This window comes from Cupriavidus sp. HY129, from assembly GCF_059492215.1.
Genome location: NZ_CP083254.1, coordinates 2,424,938 through 2,448,440, shown reverse-complemented (window position 1 = coordinate 2,448,440; position 23,503 = coordinate 2,424,938). Strand labels below are relative to the sequence as shown.

General features: G+C 63.1%; 23 protein-coding genes and 1 tRNA gene. 16 read left to right on the top strand and 8 right to left on the bottom strand.

Annotated features, from left to right (window positions below; all coding sequences use genetic code 11):
- The first annotated feature begins 76 nt into the window (after positions 1-76).
- The 9 genes from trpB to K6G35_RS11175 all read left to right on the top strand — a co-directional run bounded on the left by trpB (position 77) and on the right by K6G35_RS11175 (position 9,854).
- Positions 77-1,270 carry a tryptophan synthase subunit beta gene (gene trpB / locus K6G35_RS11215; RefSeq protein WP_008648451.1) on the top strand — a complete coding sequence of 398 codons (1,194 nt, stop codon included), beginning with the start codon at positions 77-79 and terminating at the stop codon, positions 1,268-1,270.
- Positions 1,270-2,205, top strand: coding sequence for a DNA-methyltransferase (locus K6G35_RS11210; RefSeq protein ID WP_008648449.1), 936 nt, complete (start codon positions 1,270-1,272; stop codon positions 2,203-2,205). Before trpB ends, K6G35_RS11210 begins: the two co-directional genes overlap by 1 nt.
- Before the next feature lie 11 nt (positions 2,206-2,216).
- A complete protein-coding gene (trpA, locus tag K6G35_RS11205; RefSeq protein WP_035884869.1) occupies positions 2,217-3,014 on the top strand; it encodes a tryptophan synthase subunit alpha in 798 nt (265 codons plus the stop codon).
- Between the two features lie 193 nt (positions 3,015-3,207).
- A complete protein-coding gene (gene accD, locus K6G35_RS11200) occupies positions 3,208-4,080 on the top strand; it encodes an acetyl-CoA carboxylase, carboxyltransferase subunit beta (protein WP_008648443.1) in 873 nt (290 codons plus the stop codon).
- A 78-nt stretch (positions 4,081-4,158) separates the two neighbouring features.
- Complete coding sequence (gene folC / locus K6G35_RS11195; protein WP_495675736.1) at positions 4,159-5,469, top strand: bifunctional tetrahydrofolate synthase/dihydrofolate synthase; 1,311 nt, start codon at positions 4,159-4,161, stop codon at positions 5,467-5,469.
- A 41-nt stretch (positions 5,470-5,510) separates the two neighbouring features.
- A complete protein-coding gene (locus tag K6G35_RS11190) occupies positions 5,511-6,248 on the top strand; it encodes an SPOR domain-containing protein (protein ID WP_495675735.1) in 738 nt (245 codons plus the stop codon).
- A 215-nt stretch (positions 6,249-6,463) separates the two neighbouring features.
- A complete protein-coding gene (locus K6G35_RS11185; protein WP_017513725.1) occupies positions 6,464-6,961 on the top strand; it encodes a CvpA family protein in 498 nt (165 codons plus the stop codon).
- A gap of 115 nt (positions 6,962-7,076) precedes the next feature.
- The gene (gene purF / locus K6G35_RS11180) at positions 7,077-8,609 is read left to right on the top strand and encodes an amidophosphoribosyltransferase (RefSeq protein WP_008648427.1); all 1,533 of its coding nucleotides are present in this window, start codon (positions 7,077-7,079) and stop codon (positions 8,607-8,609) included.
- A gap of 36 nt (positions 8,610-8,645) precedes the next feature.
- Positions 8,646-9,854 (top strand): O-succinylhomoserine sulfhydrylase, encoded by a 1,209-nt coding sequence (locus K6G35_RS11175; protein WP_008648424.1) that lies wholly within the window; start codon positions 8,646-8,648, stop codon positions 9,852-9,854.
- 44 nt (positions 9,855-9,898) lie between these two features.
- Here the strand turns inward: K6G35_RS11175 and K6G35_RS11170 are convergent, their stop codons facing one another.
- Positions 9,899-10,756, bottom strand: a complete 858-nt coding sequence (locus K6G35_RS11170) for an ABC transporter permease (RefSeq protein WP_008648421.1) — start codon at positions 10,754-10,756, stop codon at positions 9,899-9,901.
- A 1-nt stretch (position 10,757) separates the two neighbouring features.
- Complete coding sequence (nodI, locus tag K6G35_RS11165) at positions 10,758-11,651, bottom strand: nodulation factor ABC transporter ATP-binding protein NodI (RefSeq protein WP_495676346.1); 894 nt, start codon at positions 11,649-11,651, stop codon at positions 10,758-10,760.
- A gap of 184 nt (positions 11,652-11,835) precedes the next feature.
- On the opposite strand from nodI, the gene K6G35_RS11160 reads away from it, so the two are divergent.
- Positions 11,836-12,453 carry a LysE family translocator gene (locus tag K6G35_RS11160; protein WP_495675734.1) on the top strand — a complete coding sequence of 206 codons (618 nt, stop codon included), beginning with the start codon at positions 11,836-11,838 and terminating at the stop codon, positions 12,451-12,453.
- Between the two features lie 64 nt (positions 12,454-12,517).
- On the opposite strand, the gene rpsU is transcribed toward K6G35_RS11160, so the two are convergent.
- The 6 genes from rpsU to fdxA form a co-directional block, all read right to left on the bottom strand.
- Entirely contained in the window at positions 12,518-12,730 is a 213-nt protein-coding gene (rpsU, locus tag K6G35_RS11155) for a 30S ribosomal protein S21 (RefSeq protein ID WP_008648415.1), read from the bottom strand.
- 349 nt (positions 12,731-13,079) lie between these two features.
- Positions 13,080-13,688 carry a LysE family translocator gene (locus K6G35_RS11150; protein WP_186424929.1) on the bottom strand — a complete coding sequence of 203 codons (609 nt, stop codon included), beginning with the start codon at positions 13,686-13,688 and terminating at the stop codon, positions 13,080-13,082.
- A 24-nt stretch (positions 13,689-13,712) separates the two neighbouring features.
- On the bottom strand, positions 13,713-14,552 hold the full coding sequence (locus K6G35_RS11145; protein WP_286881723.1) for an AraC family transcriptional regulator: 840 nt from the start codon (positions 14,550-14,552) through the stop codon (positions 13,713-13,715).
- Positions 14,553-14,697: 145 nt separating this feature from the next.
- A tRNA-Asn gene (locus K6G35_RS11140) sits at positions 14,698-14,773 on the bottom strand.
- A gap of 239 nt (positions 14,774-15,012) precedes the next feature.
- On the bottom strand, positions 15,013-16,116 hold the full coding sequence (locus K6G35_RS11135; RefSeq protein ID WP_008648409.1) for an NAD(P)/FAD-dependent oxidoreductase: 1,104 nt from the start codon (positions 16,114-16,116) through the stop codon (positions 15,013-15,015).
- 75 nt (positions 16,117-16,191) lie between these two features.
- Complete coding sequence (gene fdxA / locus K6G35_RS11130) at positions 16,192-16,515, bottom strand: ferredoxin FdxA (RefSeq protein WP_008648407.1); 324 nt, start codon at positions 16,513-16,515, stop codon at positions 16,192-16,194.
- A gap of 418 nt (positions 16,516-16,933) precedes the next feature.
- On the opposite strand from fdxA, the gene K6G35_RS11125 reads away from it, so the two are divergent.
- The 6 genes from K6G35_RS11125 (at position 16,934) to K6G35_RS11100 (ending at position 23,388) form a co-directional block, all read left to right on the top strand.
- Entirely contained in the window at positions 16,934-17,464 is a 531-nt protein-coding gene (locus tag K6G35_RS11125; protein ID WP_008648406.1) for a hypothetical protein, read from the top strand.
- A gap of 87 nt (positions 17,465-17,551) precedes the next feature.
- A complete protein-coding gene (pncB, locus tag K6G35_RS11120; protein WP_286881721.1) occupies positions 17,552-18,730 on the top strand; it encodes a nicotinate phosphoribosyltransferase in 1,179 nt (392 codons plus the stop codon).
- 75 nt (positions 18,731-18,805) lie between these two features.
- Complete coding sequence (locus K6G35_RS11115) at positions 18,806-19,492, top strand: LutC/YkgG family protein (protein WP_286881720.1); 687 nt, start codon at positions 18,806-18,808, stop codon at positions 19,490-19,492.
- Positions 19,493-19,590: 98 nt separating this feature from the next.
- Positions 19,591-21,021 carry a sodium:proton antiporter gene (locus K6G35_RS11110; protein WP_495675733.1) on the top strand — a complete coding sequence of 477 codons (1,431 nt, stop codon included), beginning with the start codon at positions 19,591-19,593 and terminating at the stop codon, positions 21,019-21,021.
- Positions 21,022-21,026: 5 nt separating this feature from the next.
- A complete protein-coding gene (locus K6G35_RS11105) occupies positions 21,027-22,022 on the top strand; it encodes a 2-hydroxyacid dehydrogenase (RefSeq protein WP_008648400.1) in 996 nt (331 codons plus the stop codon).
- Between the two features lie 19 nt (positions 22,023-22,041).
- Positions 22,042-23,388 carry a DNA recombination protein RmuC gene (locus K6G35_RS11100; RefSeq protein WP_495675732.1) on the top strand — a complete coding sequence of 449 codons (1,347 nt, stop codon included), beginning with the start codon at positions 22,042-22,044 and terminating at the stop codon, positions 23,386-23,388.
- Positions 23,389-23,503: the final 115 nt, after the last annotated feature.

Sequence of the window (23,503 nt, the reverse complement as noted above, 5' to 3'; positions counted from 1 at the left end):
CCGTGGCTCACGGCCGCGCCGACCCCGATACCCCGCGCGTCATCCCATGGTTGACGCGCTTCCTGAGAGCCTGGACATGTACGACCTGCCCGATTCCCGTGGCCACTTTGGCCCCTATGGCGGTACCTTCGTTTCCGAAACCCTGGTTCACGCGCTGGACGAGTTGCGCGACGCCTACGCGCGGTACCAGAAGGACCCCGATTTCGACGCCGAATATCGCCGCGAACTGAAGCACTTCGTTGGCCGCCCGTCGCCGATCTATCACGCGCAGCGCTGGAGCGAGACGCTCGGTGGCGCGCAGATCTACCTCAAGCGCGAAGACCTGAACCACACTGGCGCGCACAAGATCAACAACGTGATCGGCCAGGCGCTGCTTGCCAAGCGCATGGGCAAGAAGCGTGTGATCGCCGAAACCGGCGCGGGCCAGCATGGCGTGGCCACGGCCACGATCGCGGCGCGCTTCGGCATGGAGTGCGTGGTCTACATGGGCTCCGAGGACGTGCGCCGCCAGGCGGCCAACGTCTATCGCATGAAGCTGCTGGGCGCCACCGTGGTGCCTGTGGAAAGCGGCTCGCGCACGCTCAAGGACGCGCTCAACGAAGCGATGCGTGACTGGGTGACCAACGTCGAGACCACGTTCTACATCATCGGCACCGTGGCCGGCCCGCACCCGTACCCGATGATGGTGCGCGATTTCCAGTGCGTGATTGGCGAGGAAGCCAAGGTGCAGATGCCCGAACTCGCGGGCCGCCAGCCCGACGCCGTGATCGCGTGCGTCGGCGGCGGTTCGAACGCGATGGGAATTTTCTATCCGTATATCGAACACAAGGATGTGCAGCTGATCGGCGTGGAAGCGGCCGGTGATGGCCTGGATTCGGGTCGCCACGCTGCTGCGCTGATCGGCGGTTCGCCCGGCGTGCTGCACGGCAACCGTACCTATCTGCTGCAGGACGCCAACGGCCAGATCATCGAGACGCACTCGGTGTCGGCAGGCCTGGACTACCCCGGCGTCGGCCCCGAGCACGCATGGCTGAAGGACATGGGCCGCGCGCAGTACGTGCCGATCACCGACGAGGAGGCCCTCAAGGCGTTTCACGACTGCTGCCGCATTGAAGGCATCATCCCCGCGCTCGAATCGAGCCATGCGATCGCCTATGCGTGCAAGCTGGCGCCGACGCTGGGCCGCGACAAGCTGCTGCTCGTGAACCTGTCCGGCCGTGGCGACAAGGACATGCACACCGTGGCCGAACGCGCGGGGTTGAAACTCTGATGCGCACGCTGCCTCCCAATACGACGCTGTCCCAGTCCGAAGAGGGCGGGGCAGGTTCGGAACCGTTCGATATTCTCGATACGGCAACCATGCGCCTCTATCAGGAAGACGTGCTCGAAGGGATCAAGCGCATCCCCGACGGCTCGATCGACCTGGTCGTGGCGGACCCGCCCTATGGCCTGGGCAAGGACTACGGCAACGATTCAGACCTGCTGTCGGGCGATGCCTATCTCGAGTGGTCGGAGCGCTGGATGGACGCGATCGTACCCAAGATCGCACCACGCGGCACGCTGTACCTGTTCTGCACCTGGCAGTACTCGCCCGAGCTGTTCGTCATGCTCAAGCGGCGCATGACGATGATCAACGAGATCATCTGGGATCGCCGCGTACCGAGCATGGGCGGCACCACGCGCAAGTTCTCGTCGGTGCACGACAACATCGGTTTCTTCGCCCGTCAGCGCGACTACTTCTTCGATCTCGATCCGGTACGGATTCCGTACGACGCCGAGACCAAGAAGGCGCGCAGCCGGCCGCGCTTCGAGGGCAAGAAATGGCTCGAGGTGGGGTACAACCCGAAGGACCTGTGGAGCGTGCCGCGCATTCACCGCCAGGACCCGGAGCGGGCCGACCATCCGACGCAGAAGCCGCTTGAGATCGTCGAGCGCATGGTGCTGTCCAGCTGTCCGCCGGGCGGCATTGTGCTCGACCCGTTCACGGGCAGCGGCACGACCGCCGTGGCTTGCGTCCGGCACGGCCGCAGTTTCGTCGGATTCGAGATGAATCCGGAGTACGCCGGCCTGGTGCGCGAGCGCGTGACCGCCGCGCAGCCCGTGTATGCGCCGCTCAAGCCGCAAGCGTCCGATGTCGCCGATACCGCCGACGCCGCCAATGACGATGCCAACGAAGCAGCATCGCCCGTGCAACGCCTTATCTGATTGCCACTGACATGTCCCGTATCCAGAAGACTTTCGCGGCACTGGCCGCGCAGCAGAAGAAGGGCCTGATTCCGTTCATCACCGCCGGCGATCCGGCTCCCGCGTTGACCGTCGACCTGATGCACGCCCTCGTGGCTGGCGGCGCCGACGTGATCGAGCTTGGCGTGCCGTTCTCGGACCCGATGGCCGACGGCCCCGTGATCCAGCGCGCTTCCGAGCGCGCGCTGGCCCAGGGCGTTTCGCTGACACAGGTGCTGGCCTGGGTGACCGAGTTCCGCAAGACGAACGCGACCACGCCGGTAGTGCTGATGGGCTACGCCAACCCGATCGAGCGCATGGGTGAGGAAACCTTCGCCAAGGCGGCCAGCGCGGCCGGCCTGGACGGCGTGCTCGTGGTCGACTACCCGCCCGAAGAGTGCGAGTCTTTCGCCGCGCTGATGCGCGCGAACCAGATGGACCCGATCTTCCTGCTGGCGCCGACCTCGACCGACGACCGCATCGCCGCGGTGGCGAAGGTAGCCAGTGGCTATCTGTACTACGTGTCGCTCACTGGCGTGACCGGCTCGGCCACGCTCGACCTCGAGAGCGTGGCTGCGCGTCTGCCGCTGATCAAGCAGCACGCGAATCTGCCCGTGGGCGTGGGTTTCGGTATCCGTGATGCGCAAACCGCACGCGCCATCGGCAGCGTGGCCGACGCCGTGGTGATTGGCAGCCGCCTGGTGCAGTTGCTTGAGGATGCGCCGCGCGAGAAGGCCGTGGACGCTTTGCGTGCCTTTATCGCCGACATTCGCCAGGCACTGGACGCCTGATTTCTGGTCCAACGCTTGGCGTGCCGCTGAGAAAAACGCGCCATTTATGATTCTTACTTCACAAATGGCGCGTTTTGCTTCGGTCCGATGGCCCGGGCGTGGTAAATTCGCGGCCTGATTCCCTGCCGTTCCTGTATTCGCCCCTCCCGAAGGAGGCCCGCGTGCGGACGGCAGTTATCCGAAAGGAGCTTTCATGAGCTGGTTGGATAAACTCCTGCCTCCCAAGATTCAACAGACCGACCCCTCCACCCGTAAGGGCATTCCGGAAGGGCTGTGGGTCAAGTGCCCGTCGTGCGAGGCCACGCTGTACCGTACCGACGTCGAGGCCAATCTTCACGTCTGCCCGAAGTGCGACCACCACATGCGCATCGGTTCGCGCGAGCGCCTGGACAAGCTGCTCGACGCCGAAGGCCGCTATGAAATCGGCCAGGAAATCGTGCCGGTGGACGCCCTGAAGTTCAAGGACACCAAGAAGTACCCGGACCGCATCAAGGCCGCCATGGATGACACCGGCGAGACCGACGCGATGGTGGTGATGGGCGGCGCGATCCACACCATTCCCGTGGTCGTGTCCTGCTTCGAGTTCGAGTTCATGGGCGGTTCGATGGGCTCGGTAGTGGGCGAGCGCTTTGCCCGTGGCGCCCAGGCGGCGCTGGAGCAGAAGGTGCCGTTCATCTGCGTAACCGCCACCGGTGGCGCGCGGATGCAGGAAAGCCTGCTGTCGCTGATGCAGATGGCCAAGACCACGGCCATGCTGAACCAGCTCTCGAATGCCAAGCTGCCGTTCATCAGCGTGCTGACCGATCCGACGATGGGTGGTGTCTCGGCAAGCTTTGCGTTCTTGGGCGATGTGGTTATCGCCGAGCCGAAGGCGCTGATCGGTTTTGCCGGCCCGCGTGTGATCGAGCAGACCGTGCGCGAAAAGCTGCCGGAAGGCTTCCAGCGTGCCGAGTTCCTGATGCAGAAGGGCGCGATCGACATGATCGTGGACCGCCGCCGCCTGCGCGCCGAACTGGCGCAACTGCTGGCGCTGCTGCAGAAGCAGCCGGCTGACGCGGTAGCCTGACGCGGCAAGCAAATTTGCAGGACAATGGCGCGGGTGCCGAATACCCGCGCCATTTTGCTTTTGTAGTTCTGAATCCGTATGCCCATCTTCCACAATCTCCCCGACTGGCTCGCACATCTTGAAACCGCTCACCCCGTGGGCATCGACATGGGCCTGAGCCGCATCACGCGGGTCAAGGAAGCGCTGGGCCTGCGCATTGACGCCGTGGTGTTCACGGTGGGCGGTACCAACGGCAAGGGATCCACCTGCGCGATCCTCGAGCGCATCCTGCTCGAGTCGGGCTACAAGGTGGGCCTGCACACCTCGCCGCACCTGATCCAGTTCAACGAGCGTGCCCGCCTCAACGGCGAGCAGGCGGCGGACGCCCAGCTCCTGCCGCATTTCGAGGCCGTCGAGCGCGCCCGTACGAGCTTTGCCGATCCGGTCAGCCTGACGTATTTCGAATTCACGACGCTGGCAATCATCCACATGTTTGCCGAAGCCGGACTCGACGCGATCATTCTGGAAGTCGGTCTCGGTGGCCGCCTGGATGCGGTCAATGTGATCGATACGGACTGCGCGATTATCACCAGCGTGGATATCGACCACACCCAGTACCTTGGCGACACGCGCGAGAAGATCGGCTACGAGAAGGCCGGCATCTTCCGCCCGCACGTGCCGGCGATCGTCGGCGATCCCATGCCGCCGCAGTCGGTGATCGATCACGCCGAGGCGATCGGCGCCGAACTCTGGCTCGTGGGACGTGATTTCCGCCACCAGGCTGCGCAGGGCCAGGAACGCCAGCAATGGGACTGGGCCAGCCGGGACCGCAAGCTGAATGGCCTGGGCTACCCGGCATTGCGTGGCGCCAACCAACTGCTCAACGCCTCTGCGGCGCTGGCCGCGCTGCAGGCCATGCGCTCGCGCCTGCCTGTGAGCGCGCAGGAAGTGCGCAACGGCCTGGCGTTCGTGGAGTTGCCGGGCCGGTTCCAGGTGCTGCCAGGGCGTCCGGCCGTGATCCTCGATGTCGCGCACAACCCCCATGCCGCAGCGACGCTTGGGCAGAACCTTGAGAATATGGGGTTCTTCCGTTACACCTATGCGGTGTTCGGCGCCATGCACGACAAGGACATCGCCGGCGTGCTGCAACATGTGGCCGACAAGGTGGACCACTGGTGCCTGTGCGACCTGCCGACCGACCGGGCCGCTACTGCCGCGGAGTTGCGCGAGAAGCTTGAGGCAACTGGCTTCCGTGAGGGCCCGGACAACACCGTTGCATGTTTTTCCAGCCCCGAACTTGCGTATCGCGATGCTGTCGAGCGCGCTACCGAGAATGATAGAATCCTGGTCTTCGGGTCGTTCTACACAGTGGCCGGCGTGATGGCATATCGTGCCACGCAGGCCAACTGAGTCGGAACGGCATCGCACCGAACACCATACTTTGGGCATCTATGGGCCTGCTTTCGCTGTTCTCGTCCCGCAAGGGCACTGACCCGGCACCCGAACGCGGTCGCCGCACGCGCGCGGAATCGAGCGCCGGCATCGGCGCGTCGCGTCGGACGGCGGACGAATACGCTGACGATACCCTTGACCCCGATTTTCCCCAGAAGCAACGCGCGCGGCGTCGCCTGATCGGTGCCGTGGTGCTGCTCGCGGCCGCGATCATCGTGCTGCCGATCTTGTTCGAGCACAAGCCGCGTCCGGTTTCGGAGGATGTGGCCGTCAGCGTGGCCAACGGGCAGGGCGCCACGCAAAAGCCGAAGGTCGAGGCACGCAAGGCCGAGCCGCTGCCACCGTCCGCCAATGCCAATCGCAACGATGCGGCGCTAGACGCGGGCGAGGAGATCGTCAGCGCACCTGCTACGGACAAGTCCGACAAATCCGACAAGCCGAAGGCTGACGTGAAGCCTGACACCAAGGTTGCCGATAGCAAGCCGGCGGACAAGCCTGCCGCCGCCGGCACGAAGTATCTGATTATGATTGGCGCGTTCTCGTCGGAAGAACGCGCGAAGAACTGGCTGGCCAAGCTCAAGGAGAGCAAGGTGCCGGCCTATGTGGAAAAGAAGATGCTGGCCGATGGTGAGCGGAACCTGCTGCGGGCGGGTCCGTTCACCAGTCGCGATGCCGCCGAGGCGGCGGAGAAGAAGGTCAAGGCGATCGGACTCACTTCGAAGATCGTGGAGCAGTAAGAGGCGCTTTCAACATGAAGCGAAGCGGTGCTGGCTAGCCGCGCGGACGCAGACAGTACAAGTGGACTGGCCAAGGCCGCGCAACGACGCCAGCGTCATTTTGATAGCGCCTCTAAGCCGATGTGTCGGCGAGTGGGCACGTGGTGTGCCGCGACGTATCGCAATCCGGCAGTCTGCCCCCATCTGACAGGAACGCATCGGACCGCCCAGGACGCATGGCTTTTACTTTTTTCGATTACGCGGTGGCCTTCATCGTGGTGGCCTCAGGCCTGGTTGGCATACTGCGCGGCCTGGTGCGCGAGGTGCTCGCGCTGGTGGGCTGGATCGTGGCTTTCGTACTGGCATACCATTTCGGCGGCATGGCCGCACAATGGATGCCGGAGTCGCTGCCAGGCGGCGAACTGACGCGCAGCGCGCTCGGCTTTCTCGCCGTATTCTTTGGTACGTGGATCGTCGCCGCGCTGGCGGGGGCGATTCTGGGCCAGTTACTGGAATCCACCGGGCTGAAGCCCGCGGATCGCGGCCTGGGATTGTTGTTCGGGCTGGCGCGGGGCGCGCTGATCGTGATGCTGGTCGTCGTGCTGGCGGGCCTCACCAGGCTGCCGGAAGAACCATTCTGGCGTGACGCGGTGTCGCGCCCCTATGTGATGCAGGCCATGGACGAGCTGCGGCACTGGCTGCCGCCGGACCTGGCCAAATATGTGAAGACGTGAGCGCCTGCGGGCGTTGCTCGACAGAGCGCACCCGCGGCGACAGTGACAACGCAGATCCCGTTCGCCCTTGACGGGATTGCGCCCCTGAATCATTTGCCTTTCCTGGGAGTTCGGCATGTGCGGTATCGTCGGTGCGGTTTCCACCAGCCCTGTCAATCAACTCATCTATGACAGCCTGCTGCTGTTGCAACACCGCGGACAGGATGCAGCCGGCATCGCCACGGCCAATGGCAGCACCTTTCACATGCACAAGGCCAACGGCATGGTGCGTGACGTGTTCCGCACGCGCAACATGCGCAGCCTGCCGGGCACGTCGGGCATCGGCCAGGTGCGCTACCCGACCGCCGGTTCCGCGTCGAGCGAGGAAGAAGCACAGCCGTTCTATGTGAACGCGCCGTACGGCGTCATCCTCGCCCACAACGGCAACCTGACCAACTCGGAACAGTTGCGCGAGGAAATGTTCCGTCGCGATCGCCGCCACATCAACACGCATTCGGATTCCGAAGTGCTGCTGAACGTGCTGGCCGACGAACTGCAACGCGCCAGCAGCGGCAACGAACTGGACCCGGAGACAATCTTCAAGGCCGTCGCGGGCATGCATCGCCGCGTCAAGGGTGCCTATGCGATCACCGCGCAGATCGCCGGCTACGGCCTGCTGGCTGTGCGCGATCCGTTCGGCATCCGCCCGCTGTGTATTGGCAGCGTCGACACCCCGACCGGCAAGGAATACCTCATCGCCTCGGAATCCGTCGCCCTGGAAGGCATCGGCTACCAGATGGAGCGCGATGTGGCGCCGGGCGAGGCGATTTTCATCGACCTGGACGGCTCGTTCCACAGCAAGCAGTGCGCTGATAATCCGGTGCTGACGCCGTGCATCTTCGAGTACGTCTATCTGGCCCGTCCGGATTCGTGCATTGACGGCGTGCCGGTCTACGATGCCCGCCTGCGCATGGGCGACTACCTGGCCGAAAAGATTCGCCGCGAAGTGCCGGCTGGCGATATCGACGTGGTCATGCCGATTCCCGATTCGAGCCGCCCGGCCGCCATGCAGGTGGCCAATGCGCTCGGTGTGCAGTACCGCGAGGGCTTCTTCAAGAACCGCTACGTGGGCCGTACGTTCATCATGCCTGGCCAGGCAGTGCGCAAGAAGTCGGTGCGCCAGAAGCTCAACGCGATGGGTGTCGAGTTCAAGGGCAAGAATGTGCTGATCGTCGACGATTCGATCGTCCGCGGTACTACGTCGCTCGAGATCGTGCAGATGGCGCGTGACGCAGGTGCGAAGAAGGTGATCTTCGCGTCGGCCGCGCCGCCGGTGAAGTTCCCGAACGTCTACGGTATCGACATGCCCACGCGTGCCGAACTGGTGGCCTATGGTCGCACGGACGAAGAAGTGGCGCGCATGATCGGCGCCGACCAGCTCGTCTACCAGGACGTGGAAGCGATGAAGCAGGCTGTGCGCGACATCAACCCGAACCTGCGTGACTTTGATGCGTCGTGCTTCGACGGCAAGTACGTTACCGGCGATATCGACGACGCCTATCTGGAGCGCCTCGAGACCGCGCGTAGTCTGGCCGATCGTGAAGGTACCAACGGCGGTGAAACCGAACGTTCGCAGCTGCATCTGCAGCGCTCGGGCGGCAACGAATAACAAGAAACCAGAATCTTCGGAAGGCAGCAAAGCAGCATGAGCGAACCGTTCAACCCAGACGCCTACGGCATTGATACCCTCGGCGTGCGCGCCGGCACGCTGCGCACTGGCGAATTCATGGAGCACTCCGAGGCGATGTACCTGACCTCGAGCTTCTGCTTCAACAGTGCAGCCGAAGCCGCCGCGCGCTTCGCCAACTCGGAAGAGGGTTACACCTACTCGCGCTTCACGAATCCGACCGTGTCGATGTTCCAGTCGCGCCTGGCCGCGCTGGAAGGCGCGGAGGCCTGCATGGCCACGGCTTCGGGCATGAGCGCGATTCTGTCGGTGGCGCTCGCCACGCTGCAGGCCGGCGATCATCTGGTCAGCTCGCGTTCGATCTTCGGCTCGACGATGACGCTGTTCAACTCGATCCTGGCCAAGTTCGGCGTGGAGACGACCTACGTCGACGGCACCGATCTGGCTGCCTGGCGTGCCGCCGTGAAGCCGAACACGAAGCTGTTCTTCCTGGAGACGCCGTCGAACCCGCTGACCGAGGTGTCCGATATCGCGGCGGTTGCCGATATTGCGCACAACGCTGGCGCGCTGTTCGTAGTTGACAACTGCTTCTGCTCGCCGGCTTTGCAGCAGCCGATCAAGTTCGGTGCCGATGTGGTGGTGCATTCGGCCACCAAGCACATCGACGGCCAGGGCCGCGTGCTTGGCGGCGCGGTGGTCGGCAAGCACGATTTCATCATGGGCAAGGTGTTCCCGTTCGTGCGAACGGCGGGCCCGACGCTGTCGGCGTTCAACGCGTGGGTGATGCTCAAGGGCATGGAAACGCTGGCGATCCGCATGGAGCGTCACTCGCAGAGCGCGTTGGCGATTGCCGAGTTCCTCGAGTCACATCCGGCCGTGAATCGTGTGTTCCACCCGGCACTGAAGTCGCATCCGCAATACGAGATCGCCCAACGCCAGCAGAGCGGGGGCGGCGCGATCGTGTCGTTCGAGTTGAAGGGCGACACCCCCGAGGCCATGCGTGCTGCTGCGTGGCGCGTGATCGATAACACGAAGCTGTGCTCGATCACCGGCAATCTCGGCGACACGCGCACGACGATCACTCATCCGTACACCACCACCCACGGTCGCGTGGCGCCTGAAGCCAAGGCCGCCGCCGGTATCAGCGAAGGGCTGATCCGACTGGCCGTTGGCCTGGAGTCCGTGGAAGATCTGAAGGCCGATCTGCTGCGCGGCCTGGGCCAGTAAGCGGTTGGTTTTTCTCCCCTCGCCCATGACTGGGCGAGGGGGCTTCACCGCAGCATCCTCTTCCTCAGCAGCACCAGCGCCACCGTCAGCGCCACGGCTGCATACGCCGCGAGCACACCGACGTGCAGCGCTACATTCTCCACCGGCCGGCCCAGCATCAACGGGCGAATCAATGCGACTGCGTGCGCCAGCGGCAACACTTGCGTGGCGGCCTGTGCGCCTTCTGGCAATTGTTCGAGCGGAAAGAACACGCCCGATAGCAGCAGCATCGGCGTCATGACCAGCGTCTGGTAGAACATGAAGAAGTCGTAGCTCGGTGCCAGCGCGGTCACGATCATCGCCAGACTGGCGAATGTCACGCCCGCCAGCACGATGACCGGTAGCGCCCCGAGCGCGCTCGGAAACTGCGCATAGCCCAGAAGGCCGGCCACCAGCATGATCGCCACCCCGGACAGCACGGCCTTGCTGGCTGCCCATAGCACCTCGCCCAACACCACGTCGCCCAGCGTCAGCGGAGCGTGCATGATCGCTTCCCAGGTGCGCTGCACATGCATGCGCGAGAACGCCGAATACATCGACTCGAAGCTGGCGGACATCATCACGCTCGATGCCGTCGTGCCTGCCGCGAGAAACGCGATATACGACACGCCATGCACATTGCCGACCAGCAATCCAAGCCCGAGACCCAGGCCGAACAGATAGATCATCGGATCCGCCAGGTTGCCGATCAATGACGGCACGGCCAGCTTCTTCCAGACCATGTAGTTGCGGTACCAGACCATCATCCAGTTGCGCGCGTTGCGTGGCAGCAGCGGCTGAGGGTAGCGCTGGTGGGTTTGCACGACGGGCGGCGCGCCGGCGACGACCGCGTCAGTGCTTCGTGGTGGGTCCAGTTCGCTCATTTCAATCCCTCATCTCGCGGCCGGTCAACTTGAGGAACACGTCCTCGAGGTTGGCGGGCCGATGCAGGTAGCGCACGCCGCCCTTGCCATGCAGGGCGGCCAGCAGCGGAGCCGGCTCGCGCACGTAGAAGAACAGCGTTTCGCCGCGCATTTCGGTGCGTTCGGCCAGGGGCGTCAGCGTGTCGCGCAGCGGTTCGAGTTCGTCGCCGTAGACTTCCACCACATCGCAGCCGATCTCGCGGTCAATCAGTTCATGCGGCTTGCCTTCAGCGATCTTGCGACCCGCGTCGATGACGCACAGGTGGTTGCAAAGCCGTTCGGCTTCCTCCATGAAGTGGGTGGTCAGCAGGATCGTCTTGCCGGCCGACAGCAGTGATTTGAGTCGCTCCCAGATCAGGTGCCGGGCCTGCGGGTCGAGGCCCGTGGTCGGCTCGTCCATGATCAGCAGGTCGGGGTCGTTGATCAGCGCTCGCGCCACGGTCAGGCGCCGCCGCATACCGCCAGAGAGGTCGCGCACCTGCGCGTCGGCACGGCTTTCCAGTCGCGCAAACTCGAGCAGCTTCGGCACTCGCTCCGCGATCTGGGCGGAGGACAGGCCAAAGTAACGCCCGAAGATGCGCAGATTCTCGATGACGGAGAAGTCGGGATCGAGATTGTCGAATTGCGGCACCACGCCCACGCGCATCCGCGCCTGTGGGGCGCGTTGCGGAATCGGTTCGCCGCAAAGCATCAGCGTGCCGGATGCTGGCGTAGTTAGGCCCAGCAACATCCGCAGCGTGGTGGTCTTGCCGGCGCCATTCGGGCCGAGCAGGCCGAAGCACTGGCCGGGCTGGACTTCCAGGTCCAGGTTGTCGACCACGACGTGGTCGCCATAGAGTTTGCGCACATTGCGCATCTGGAGGATTGCGGTCAAGGCGAGGTCCCGAGGATGCGATATCTGCCATTATGCAGGGCATCGCTCGGCGCATTGTTGCGCGAATCACGGCGAGACAATTCCATTTGCCGGAGTGTAGGTTGGCTAACGCGCGGCGTTCGGCTTACTCTTGATGTTTTCGACACTGGACTTCAAAGGAGCCGTGATGACTTTCGAACACTGGATTACGTTCGTGTTGACCAGCGTGATCCTGCTGATCATTCCAGGGCCGACGATCCTCCTTGTGATCGGCGATGCGCTCGCGCACCGTGGTCGCAGTGCCTATGCCACGGTGGCTGGTGTGGCCTGCGGCGACCTGACGGCCTTCACGCTGTCGATGGCGGGCCTGGGAGCGGTGCTGGCGGCCTCTGCCACGCTTTTCACGGCCCTCAAGTGGGTTGGGGCGGCCTATCTGGTCTATCTCGGTGTGCAGGCGTTGCGTACCGCGAATCAGGCCCGGGAGCTCGAGGTGGCGCCGCAGTCTGGCAGCGGCGCCCAGCGCTTTGCCAAGGCATGGCTGGTCACGGCGCTGAACCCGAAGAGCATCGTGTTCTTTGTGGCCTTCGTGCCGCAGTTCATGGATGCGAAGTTGGCATTCTGGTCGCAGGCCGTGGTGCTGATCCCGACCTTCGTGGTGCTGGCGAGTGCCAATGCCATGGTTTATGCGCTGCTGGCGCGGTCGCTGGCGACCCGGCTGACCACGCGACGGGCGCAGGCCAATATGCAACGTGCCGGCGGCATTACGCTGATTGGGGCGGGCGCGCTGATCGCCACGCGCTCCTAGGCAGTGCCGTAGGGACGAAAAAAAACCGCCAGCTTGCTGGCGGTTTTTCTTGGCAATGCGCGAATCAGTAGAGCTTCTTCGGCAGCATTTGCATACGCAGACGCTTGCGCAGACGGGCCTCGGCAGCCTTCTTCTTGCGCTTGCGCTCGGTCGTCGGCTTTTCGTAGGCGGTGCGGCTCTTCAGTTCCACGATCAGGCCAGTCTGCAGAATGGCGCGACGGAAACGACGCATTGCAACTTCAACGGGCTCGCCCGGTTTCAGAACGATCTTAGTCAATTCAGTCCTTCGGAAATTACCGCCAGAGGCGGTGGGTTCATAGGGGGAAACGTGCCATGTCGGGCCCCGGAGCCTTTCATGACGGTGGTATTGCACACAGCGGCGAATGCCGTGGTGCGCCCCTAGAACCTGCTGTGGACCGAAATCCGTACTGCCTGTGTCAGGGGTGATGGGCCAAATTTTCCTAGCTAGGTAAAAACTTGGCGGGCTACCTGTTTCCGTGAGTATTGCGCAAGAAATACGCCGGTAAGCTTTTACAGGTATACCGGGGGTGAGTCAAGTAAACCTGGGCAATCCGAGATCATACACCAGGAAATGTGCGCGAGGACCGCCAATCCTGGGATTGGCGTTACTGCAACAGGCTGCACCACGCCGAGATCAGCAGTACAAGCGCCATGAGGCGGTCAAAGCGCTTCATCATGGCGGGGGATCGGATGTAGCGGGTGGCGCCGGCGCCGAGGACTGCCCATACGCCCATGCAAGGCAGCGAGATGATAAAGAAGGTGAGTGACAGCAGAATCACCTGATGCGAATGGTCTGACCTGTGGCCCGCGAAAACACTTACCACGGCCAGCGCCATCATCCAGGTCTTCGGATTCACGAGCTGCAATGCGGCCGCGCCTGCGAGGCCGAGAGACCGTTTGTCGTTGCTGTCGACCTCGACACTTGCTGCCGGGCTGCTCCAGATCTGCCACGCCAGCCAGGAGAGCCAGAGCACGCCGCTCCAGGCCATCACGCGTTGCACCTGCGGGTGGTCAGTCAAGGCATCGCCAATGCCGATGCCGACGGCTAGTACCAGCAAGGCTGCGCCGCCACAGCCGCCCATGATGATCGGCAGCGTTGCCACGATTCCGCGGCGGGCGCTGTGGCTCAGTACGATGACGTTGGTCGGGCCGGGCGTGATCGACGCAACGATCGCGAAAAGCAGGAAAGGAAGAAAAGGGAGTGTGTCGAGCATGTGGCCATTGTTGCGGCCGATGCCTCACGCGTCTGGAAGATTTGAGCAGCGCTTGCGGTAGTGCGCGGGTGTCAGGCCATAGGCACGCCGGAACCAGCGTCCCAGATGGCTCTGGTCGGCAAAGCCGAGCGCCACGGCGACATCGGCTGGCGTTGCGCCTCGGGCCAGCAGGTGTCTTGCGCGCGCCAGACGCATCTGTACCAGGTAGGCGTGTGGCGCGATGCCGAATGCCGCCTTGAAAGCGCGTGTCAGTCGATAGCGATCCACACCGCTGATCGCAGCCAGATCATCGAGCCCGATATCGTGATCGAGGTGGTCGTGGAGATAGTCGCGCGCCCGCTGTGCCACCAGGGGCAGGCGCGGGTCGAATGCGTGATGCGCGCGCCAATGCATATGCGCTGTCAATTGGGCGAGCAGCGCATCGAGTGCCGACTGGCGGACGATGCGCAATTCGGGCTGCTGCAGGAACGAATAGGCGCTACCGATGGCCGAGATCAGCGCGGGGTCTTCTCTCAGGGTCTGAGCAAAGCCGGGTTGGCAGTGCGCTGGGGCGTCCTCGAATACGGCGCGTAGCTCGCGCTCCATCCACTGTGCGTCGAGATAGAGCATCGAGTAGGTGAAGCCCTCCGGTGCCACCGCGTAGCCATCATGGATCTCGCCGGGCTCCAGCGTGAACACTTTGCCGGGGGTACTGCGCTGGACTTCGCGGCGACAGTGGAACTGCTGGATGCCCTGCTCGGTGTATCCGACCAGGTAGCTGTCATGCCAGTGAGGATCGTAGGCGTGGCCGGTGAAATGGGCGCGAATCGTCTCGATGCCAGTGCTGGCATCCTGCCTGAGGTCGATCCAGCTTTGGGGGCTCACAGCGATTTTCGCGTTTCGGTTCCTTGAGCGGGCATCTTATACAGTCTGATGCGAAGGCTCTGGAACGTTTGTGCAGGGGAGGGGTGTTGGGCGCGCAAAAAGAAAAAGGCCGATGCTTTCGCATCGGCCTTCCTCTTATATTGGTTGGCTCCCCGACCTGGGCTCGAACCAGGGACCTACGGATTAACAGTCCGGCGCTCTACCAACTGAGCTATCGGGGAACAGCTGAGAAAGAAATTATAACCAGCCTCTCTTCGTTTCGTCAACAACTTTTTAACGTTTTGTTTTCGCTAGAAGTTATTGCCAGAACTCTGGTTCGCCTCGAAACCGGCTTGCAGCGGGCGTTTCCACCTTTTGCAGCGTTGCCGTGTTTAGCAGCGAGGCCGCATTATAGCCAGCTTTTCGATTTATGCAAACAAAAAAACCGCCCGGAGGCGGCTTTTTTGTTTCGGTTCCGATGTCAGTCGAAAACCGGCGTCTCCACGCCAAGCACCTTGTGCAGCTTCGGCGAGGTCGTCGTGTACTGCATGTGGATCTTCTTGTCCGGGAAGATGTACGGCGCGGCGCCGAAAGCAGCCAGCGCGGCTTCGTGGAAGCCCGACAGGATCAGCTTCTTCTTGCCCGGATAGGTGTTGATGTCGCCAACCGCGAAGATGCCCGGGATGTTCGTCTCGAACTTCTCGGTGTCCACCTTGATCTGCTTGCGCTCGAGGTCCAGACCCCATTCGGCGATCGGGCCGAGCTTCGGCGACAGACCGAAGAACACGAGGATGTCGTCGACGGGCATACGGCGGGTCACGCCGTCGGCGCCGGTCACCTTGATCTCGGTAAGCACGCCGTCCTTCTCTTCATAGCCGCCGATCTGGCCGACCATGAATTGCATTTCCATCTGTTCGCACAGCTCGCGCATCTTGGCCACCGATGCCGGCGCGGCACGGAAACCATCGCGGCGGTGGATCATCACCACCGACTCGGCCTTGCCCACCAGATCCAGCGTCCAGTCCAGCGCCGAATCACCACCGCCGACGACGACCAGATTGCGGCCGTGGAAGCGGCTCGGATCCTTGACGCGGTAGAACAGCTGCTTGCCTTCGAACTTGTCGATGCCTTCCACCTTCAGCGTGCGCGGCTGGAACGAGCCAACGCCGGCGGCGATGAAGATGGTCTTGGTGATGAAGCGGGTTCCGAGCGATGTTTCGACGAAGAAACGGCCGTCTTCGCGGCGCTCGACGACGCTCACTTCCTGGCCCAGATGGAACGTCGGCGAGAACGGCTCGATCTGCTTCAGCAGGTTGTCGGTCAGTTCCTGACCCGTGCAGATGGGCACGGCCGGGATGTCGTAGATCGGCTTGTCCGGATACAGCTCGACGCACTGGCCGCCCACTACCTTGAGCGAGTCGATGATATGTGCCTTGATTTCGAGCAGCCCCAGTTCAAAGACCTGGAACAGGCCAACTGGGCCAGCGCCCACGATCAGCGCGTCAATTTCCAGCGGCTGACCGCCAGGGTTCCCGCCGGCCTGATGGGTCGCGTCGGCCACGGGGTTAGGAATGCTCAAGTCCATATTCGTCCTGATACGTTGTGGGCACACGTGTGCCCGGCATTGCTAGAAAGCGCGGGGGACGGCTCTCCGTATTTTTTAGCGCTGCAGGTATTGCAGCTTGTCGGTGGCATCCTTCCATTCCTCGGCCTCGGCCAGCGGGGCCTTGGTCTTGGTGATGGAGGGCCAGATCCGGGAGAGTTCGGCATTCAGTTCGATGAACTGTTGCTGATCGCCCGGCACGTCTTCCTCGGCGTAGATCGCGTTGACCGGGCACTCGGCCACGCACACGGCGCAGTCGATGCATTCGTCCGGGTCGATGGACAGGAAGTTCGGGCCTTCGCGGAAACAATCGACCGGACACACATCAACGCAGTCGGTATAGCGGCAACGGATGCAGGATTCGGTGACAACGTGAGTCATTTCGGTTCCAGAAAAACGGATCGGTCTTCAAATGGGGGAGGTCCAAGGCCGCATTCTTGCCCGGCGTTCCCGCCAGTCACCCGACATGCGTCAAGCACAGCGCAAGTCAATCGGGATAACTTGGGGCGAACGGGGGCCGTGGCCTTTCAAAGACCGATATTGTAGCCGAGCCTTCCCGCAAGAATAGCGAGTCTATATAGCTGGGTAAGATAGTTTTCTTATTTCTTTATGTGTTTTGTTGGCAATTCGATTCGAAAGTCGGCCTGCCAGGCGGCTTTCGTGGCGTTCAGGGCATCGAAACCGGTGGCGAACCGCTAATATTCTCCCTACGATGCCTGTGGCTACCCGGGGTAAAAGTGCGGCCGCGGGCCCTTGCGGGACATTCAGACTACGCAACATCCGACCGGGGACCCATGCCATGCAGGCACGCCTTCTGTTCCGATTCGCAGTTTGCCTGGCCACAGCAATGCTAGCGCCGCTGCCGTTGGCCGCCCAGACGCTGGCGCCGACGAACGGCTCCGCGGCCATGGCCGATAGCGTGGTCTCCCGGCTGGTGGCCTGGCGGGCGCGGACGGACCAGCCGGTCACGCTTTCATCGCTGACGGCGTTTGAGTGGGATAGCTTCAGCGTGGTCCGTGCGGCCGCCGGCGACCCGATGGCCAATTGCAGCCGCGAAGGTCTCGTGCCATGTGGCCCGGACCTGCACCCGCCTCCCGGCTCGATGATCCAGGTGCTGCGCTTCGACCGGGCCGGCCGTTCGGTCTACCAGGAGCGCATCATGGTCGCATCGGCCAATTTCGCCGATCCGTTGCCGACTGCGGTGCCACGCGCGCAGGCCACGCTGGTCACCTGCCCGGACGAGCAGGGGGTGCCGCTCTGGTGTGTGCAGACGCCTCGCAAGTCGGAACAGAAACCGCCACAAGGGCTGCGCTCGCTCGATGGCGGCTGACGACGCCAGGCTACGCCAGCGCGCCTCCGCGATACTTTCGGTTAGCATGATGGCCTGACTTCCGGTATGCCCCCGTCTGGCCTCGTTATGATCATCCGTTCCCTGCTCGACACTGACCTGTACAAATTCACGATGATGCAGGTGGTGCTGCATCACTTCCCGCAGGCCCAGGTGGAGTACCGCTTCAAGTGCCGCAACGCCGGGGTCGACCTGACGCCGTACGTCGACGAGATCCGGTCCCAGATCACGCAGCTTTGCCAGTTGCGATTCACCGACGATGAACTCGATTACCTGCGCGGCCTGCGCTTCATCAAAAGCGACTTTGTCGAGTTTCTGGCGCTGTTCCATCTGAACGAGAAGTACGTGCAGGTGCTGCCGTCGGCCAAGGGTAATGGCGAAATCGAGATCATCATCAAGGGTCCGTGGCTTCATACGATCCTGTTCGAGATTCCGCTGCTGGCCATCGTCAACGAGGTGTACTTCCGACGTACCCAGCCGAAGCCCGATCTGGCGGAGGGCCGTCGCCGGCTGCAGGCCAAGCTGGAGCTGCTCGCGGCGCCACCCTATGTGGATTGCGTGATCGCGGACTACGGTACCCGCCGCCGGTTCTCGTGCGACTGGCAGGAGGAGGTCCTGCTGTCGATGCGCGACGCCATTGGCCCGCAATTGGCCGGCACCAGCAACGTCCACTTCGCGCGTCTGCACAACATGACGCCGCTTGGCACGATGGCGCACGAGTACCTGCAGGCCTGCCAGGCCCTTGGGCCGCGCCTGCGTGATTCGCAGGTCTACGCGCTGGAGCGGTGGGCGCACGAGTATCGCGGCGACCTTGGCATCGCGCTTTCGGACACCTACGGCTTCGACGCATTCCTGCGGGACTTCGATCTCTATTTCTGCAAGCTTTTCGACGGCGTGCGACACGACTCGGGCGATCCGTTCGAATGGGGCGAGCGGATGATCGCGCACTACGCAGCCAACCGCGTGGATCCGCGCGGCAAGACGCTGATCTTCAGCGATGCGCTGGACATTCCCAAGGTCATCGAGCTCTACGAGCGGTTCCGTGGTCGTTGCAAGCTCGCTTTCGGTGTGGGCACCAACCTGACCAACGATCTTGGCTACAAGCCGTTGCAGATCGTGATCAAGATGGTGCGGTGCAATGGGCAGCCCGTGGCCAAGCTGTCGGACACGCCCGAGAAGACGATGTGCGACGATCCCGGCTATCTGTCGTACCTGCGGCAGGTGTTCGCGGTTCAGGCCCCCGCTTAGGAACTTTCAACCGCGCGCATCAGGACGCTTTCTACAATCGGTCTGCCCCTTCAACCGCCACATACTCACATCGCCATGGAAACCAACGCCGCCCGTGACCGCATCTTCGCCCGCATCCGCGCTGCCCAGGGCCGGGGGCCCGCCGTGACCGAAGGTGAACGGGAGGCAGTGGCCGATTATCTGGCGCGACATCCGCAAGGGCCGCTGCCTCCGGTTGACGGCGATCGTGCGGCTGGGTTCGTCGCGCAGGCACAAAAGATGGCCTCGACCGTGGATCGCGTGGCGACCCTGTCCGAAGTTCCGGCGGCCGTGGTGCGGTACGTGGATGGGCTGAAGCTCGTGCGCCGTGCCGTGGCATGGACCAGCCTGGGCAGCTTGCCGTGGGCGGAGCAGGGGATGACGGTTGAATGCCGTCCGCCGCTGCGCGATCCGCAAGGTGACCATGACCATGGCGACCTGGTCGGCATCACGGGCTGCTTCGTGGCAATTGAAGAGACTGGCTCGCTGATGTTGCTATCGGGCCCGGACACGTTTGCGTCGGCAGCGCTGCTGCCCGAGACCCATATTGCGGTGGTACCGGTGTCGCGCATCGTGGCCAATCTTGAGGAAGCCTTTGCGCGAATGCGCGCCGAGCATGGTCAACTGCCGCGTGCCACCAATATCATCAGCGGTCCGTCGCGAACCGGCGATATCGAGCAGACCATCGTGCTGGGCGCGCATGGCCCATACCGGGTACACGTGATTCTCGTCGATCAGGGCTGATCATCGCCACACGCGCCGCAACAGGCGCATTTTGAGACCTTTCTCCGAGGGGTTTGCTTTACACTGACCCTCTTAACGAGAAAGGAGAAATCCACACGATGCGACGTGTCAGCACACTGCTTCCCCATTGCCTGCTTGCGCTTGTTGGACTGCTGCCGAGTTGGGGCCATGCGGCCGATCTCGACGGGGCGGCGTTAGCGCCAATCTGGGGACTGCCGTTTGCCGGCATTCTGTTGTCGATCGCGCTGTTTCCGCTATTTGCGCCCAAGCTCTGGCATTACCACTACGGCAAGATCGCCGCGGCGTGGGGCGTGCTGTTCCTGGTGCCGTTCGCGACGGTCTTTGGCGTGCATACCGCGGCGGCCAACGTCGTGCACGCGCTGCTGTCCGAGTACATTCCGTTCATCGTGTTGCTGACCGCGCTCTATGTGGTGGCGGGCGGTATCTGCGTGCGCGGCAACCTGCATGGCACGCCAAAGTTGAACACCGGCATTCTCGCGCTGGGCACGTTGCTGGCCAGCATCATGGGCACCACTGGCGCGGCGATGCTGCTGATCAGGCCGCTGCTGCGTGCCAACGACAACCGCCGGCATGTGGCGCATGTCGTCGTGTTCTTTATCTTCCTCGTGGCAAACGCGGGCGGCGCGCTGACGCCGCTCGGTGATCCACCGCTGTTCCTTGGTTTTCTGAAGGGCGTGGACTTCTTCTGGACTATGCGCAACATCCTGCCCGAGACGATCTTCATGTGGGTGCTGCTGCTGGCGCTCTTCTACGTGATCGATCGTCACTACTATCTGAATCGGGAAGAGGAACTGCCGGTCAGACAGGATCCGACGCCTGATTCGCGGGGCATCCGCATCGAAGGCAAGGTGAACTTCGTGCTGCTGCTGGCCGTAATCGGCCTGGTGCTGATGAGCGGGCTGTGGAAGCCCGGCATCGTGTTCGATGTGATGGGCACGGACGTGCCGCTGCCGGCAGTATTGCGTGACGTTCTGCTGGTCGTGGTCACCCTGGCGTCGCTCATCGTCACGCCGCATGTTGCGCGCGCAGGAAACGAGTTCAACTGGGAGCCGATCCTCGAGGTCGGCAAGCTGTTCGCCGGCATCTTCCTGACGATTATTCCCGTGATCGCGATGCTCAAGGCCGGTACGGATGGCGCTTTCGCGGGCGTGATTCGCGCGGTCAGTGATGGCAATGGGCAGCCTATCGACAGCATGTATTTCTGGGCCACAGGCATCCTGTCGTCGTTCCTCGACAATGCGCCGACCTACCTTGTCTTCTTCAATACCGCTGGTGGTGATCCGGCCACGCTGATGACGCGCGACGCTTCGACGCTGGCGGCGATCTCCGCTGGCGCGGTGTTCATGGGCGCCAATACCTACATCGGCAATGCGCCGAACCTGATGGTGAAGGCAATTGCTGAAAGCCGTGGCGTGAGGATGCCGAGCTTCTTCGGCTACATGGCCTGGTCCTGCACTGTGCTGCTGCCGCTGTTCCTGGTGATGACGCTCTTCTTTTTCCACGTATGACTGATATGAAGCCCTCCATTCTGGTCACCCGCGCAATCTTCCCCGATGTCATCGAACGGCTCGCGCAGTACTTTGACGTCGATGACAACCAGGAGGACCTGGTGCTCGACAGCGCCGCACTGCGAGACCGACTGGCGGGTAAGGCGGGTGTTCTGGCCAACGCTGCGGACCGGATCGACGACGAGCTGGTGGGGGCTTTGCCGCAGTTGCGCGCCGTATGCAACATGGCGGTCGGCTACAACAACCTCGACCTGTCTGCGCTGACTGCAGCCGGCATCGTCGCGACCAACACACCTGACGTGCTGACGGAAACCACCGCGGACTTCGGCTGGGCCCTGCTGATGGCAACGGCGCGTCGCGTGACCGAAGGGGAGCACTATCTTCGGGCCGGCAAATGGGAGCGCTGGAGCTACGACATGCTGGTCGGCATGGACGTCCAAGGCAGCACGCTGGGTATCCTCGGCATGGGGCGTATCGGCCAGGGGCTGGCGCGACGCGCGGCAGGCTTCGACATGCAGGTGCTTTATCACAACCGGAGCCAGTTGCCGGGCGATGTCGAGCGTTCGCTCAATGCGCGATATGTGAGCAAGGCGGAACTGTTGCAGCAGTCCGATCACCTTATCCTGGTGCTGCCCTATAGCGCCGAAAGCCATCATGCCATCGGCGCAGCGGAAATCGCGCAGATGAAGCCGACCGCGACGCTGATCAATCTCGCGCGCGGTGGCATCGTCGACGACGCCGCGCTTGCGGCGGCACTGCGCGCGCGCAAGATCTTCGCCGCGGGTCTTGATGTGTTCGACGGCGAGCCGAGCGTGCATCCGGATTTGTTGACCGTGCCGAACATCGTGCTGACGCCTCATATCGCCAGCGCTTCCGAGAAGACGCGCCGCGCCATGGCCAACCTGGCCGCGGACAATCTGATCGCCGCGCTGGACGTGGGTCCGCAGGCCGGGAAACCGCCGACTGTCGTCAATCCTGAAGTGATGGCGCATCGTCGCTGATTGCCGGGCTGCCCGAGACATGTCACTGGTTCCCATCCTGACCCTCGCGACCGCCGTGGTGGCGGTACTGCTGCTACTGGTGCTGGTCTGGCGCACGCAGGGCAAATCCGCTGGCGCGGACCTGCAACCATTGCTCGGCGAGTTGCGTGACGACGTGCGCGAGGATACCGCGCGTGGCCTGGAGCGGCTCGAGCGCGAAGTGCGCACGGAGATCGCCGAAAGCGCGCGCGCCAATCGCGGTGAAGCCGGTCAGCAGATGTTGCGATTCCAGCAGACGCTGTCGACGCATCTGACGAGCATCGCGACGGTACAGCAACAGCAGCTTGCGCAGATGTCGGAAGTCAATGAGCGGCGTCTGGTGGAGGTGCGTACGACGCTGGAGCAGAAGCTGCGCGACATCGAGGCCAACAATGCCGCCAAGCTTGAGGAAATGCGTCGCACCGTGGACGAGAAGCTCCACGCCACGCTGGAGCAGCGGCTCGGTGAATCGTTCAAGCTGGTGTCCGATCGTCTGGAGCAGGTCCATCGTGGACTCGGCGAGATGCAGGTGCTGGCGCAGGGCGTAGGTGACCTCAAGCGCGTACTGACCAATGTGAAGTCGCGCGGCACATGGGGAGAGGTTCAGCTTGAGATGCTGCTCGAGCAAATACTCACTCCGGATCAGTACGCCAAGAATGTCGAAACGGTCCGCAGTTCTGGCGCGCGCGTCGAATTTGCCATCCGTCTGCCTGGGCGAGAGTTGGAGAGTGGGGCAGTGTGGCTGCCGATCGACGCCAAGTTCCCGAAGGAGCAATACGAGCGCCTGATCGACGCCCAGGACCGGGGCGATGTGGACGGGGTGAACAGTGCGAGCCGTGAACTCGAGGTCGCGGTGCGGCGCGAAGCCCAGACGATCGCGGAGAAGTATCTGTCGCCTCCCGCAACGACGGACTTTGCGATTCTGTTCCTGCCTACCGAAGGGCTATATGCCGAGGTGCTGCGGCGCCCGGGACTCACAGACCTGCTGCAGCGCGACTATCGAGTGACTGTGGCTGGCCCAACGACGCTGACCGCGTTGCTCAACAGTTTGCAGATGGGTTTCCGCACGCTTGCATTGGAGAAGCGATCGAGCGAAGTCTGGGAGGTGCTCGGCGCCGTGAAAACCGAGTTCGGCAAATTCGGTGAAGTCCTCGCCAAGACGCGTGACACGCTGGTACGTGCGGCTCGGAATATCGAACAGGCCGAAGTCCGTACCCGGCAAATGGAACGCAAGCTGCGTACCGTCGAGGCGTTACCTGGAGATTTGGCGGAACAGCTACTGGGAACAGGCGAGAAGCCCTCAGTGGATGCCGACGCTGCGGAGCAGGGGCAGGCAGAAGGCCTGTAGTCGCTCAGATTCCGACGCGATCTCGGAGCGTCCACAAGGCTGCAGATCAGCCGCCGGAGGATGGCGGCAAAAGACACAGCAATCGCCTATGGCACGTCCAGCTTCTTGTGGCGCT

Coding starts and splice junctions, on each gene's coding strand:
- K6G35_RS11105 (WP_008648400.1), top strand. CDS start 21,027: ATGAAGCCCTCCATTCTGGTCACCCGCGCAATCTTCCCCGATGTCATC.
- K6G35_RS11150 (WP_186424929.1), bottom strand. CDS start 13,688: ATGCTCGACACACTCCCTTTTCTTCCTTTCCTGCTTTTCGCGATCGTT.
- purF (WP_008648427.1), top strand. CDS start 7,077: ATGTGCGGTATCGTCGGTGCGGTTTCCACCAGCCCTGTCAATCAACTC.
- folC (WP_495675736.1), top strand. CDS start 4,159: ATGCCCATCTTCCACAATCTCCCCGACTGGCTCGCACATCTTGAAACC.
- K6G35_RS11100 (WP_495675732.1), top strand. CDS start 22,042: ATGTCACTGGTTCCCATCCTGACCCTCGCGACCGCCGTGGTGGCGGTA.
- K6G35_RS11185 (WP_017513725.1), top strand. CDS start 6,464: ATGGCTTTTACTTTTTTCGATTACGCGGTGGCCTTCATCGTGGTGGCC.
- fdxA (WP_008648407.1), bottom strand. CDS start 16,515: ATGACTCACGTTGTCACCGAATCCTGCATCCGTTGCCGCTATACCGAC.
- K6G35_RS11110 (WP_495675733.1), top strand. CDS start 19,591: ATGCGACGTGTCAGCACACTGCTTCCCCATTGCCTGCTTGCGCTTGTT.
- trpA (WP_035884869.1), top strand. CDS start 2,217: ATGTCCCGTATCCAGAAGACTTTCGCGGCACTGGCCGCGCAGCAGAAG.
- nodI (WP_495676346.1), bottom strand. CDS start 11,651: ATGCGCAATGTGCGCAAACTCTATGGCGACCACGTCGTGGTCGACAAC.
- K6G35_RS11135 (WP_008648409.1), bottom strand. CDS start 16,116: ATGGACTTGAGCATTCCTAACCCCGTGGCCGACGCGACCCATCAGGCC.
- K6G35_RS11190 (WP_495675735.1), top strand. CDS start 5,511: ATGGGCCTGCTTTCGCTGTTCTCGTCCCGCAAGGGCACTGACCCGGCA.
- trpB (WP_008648451.1), top strand. CDS start 77: ATGTACGACCTGCCCGATTCCCGTGGCCACTTTGGCCCCTATGGCGGT.
- pncB (WP_286881721.1), top strand. CDS start 17,552: ATGATCATCCGTTCCCTGCTCGACACTGACCTGTACAAATTCACGATG.
- K6G35_RS11125 (WP_008648406.1), top strand. CDS start 16,934: ATGCAGGCACGCCTTCTGTTCCGATTCGCAGTTTGCCTGGCCACAGCA.
- K6G35_RS11115 (WP_286881720.1), top strand. CDS start 18,806: ATGGAAACCAACGCCGCCCGTGACCGCATCTTCGCCCGCATCCGCGCT.
- accD (WP_008648443.1), top strand. CDS start 3,208: ATGAGCTGGTTGGATAAACTCCTGCCTCCCAAGATTCAACAGACCGAC.
- K6G35_RS11175 (WP_008648424.1), top strand. CDS start 8,646: ATGAGCGAACCGTTCAACCCAGACGCCTACGGCATTGATACCCTCGGC.
- K6G35_RS11170 (WP_008648421.1), bottom strand. CDS start 10,756: ATGAGCGAACTGGACCCACCACGAAGCACTGACGCGGTCGTCGCCGGC.
- K6G35_RS11210 (WP_008648449.1), top strand. CDS start 1,270: ATGCGCACGCTGCCTCCCAATACGACGCTGTCCCAGTCCGAAGAGGGC.
- K6G35_RS11160 (WP_495675734.1), top strand. CDS start 11,836: ATGACTTTCGAACACTGGATTACGTTCGTGTTGACCAGCGTGATCCTG.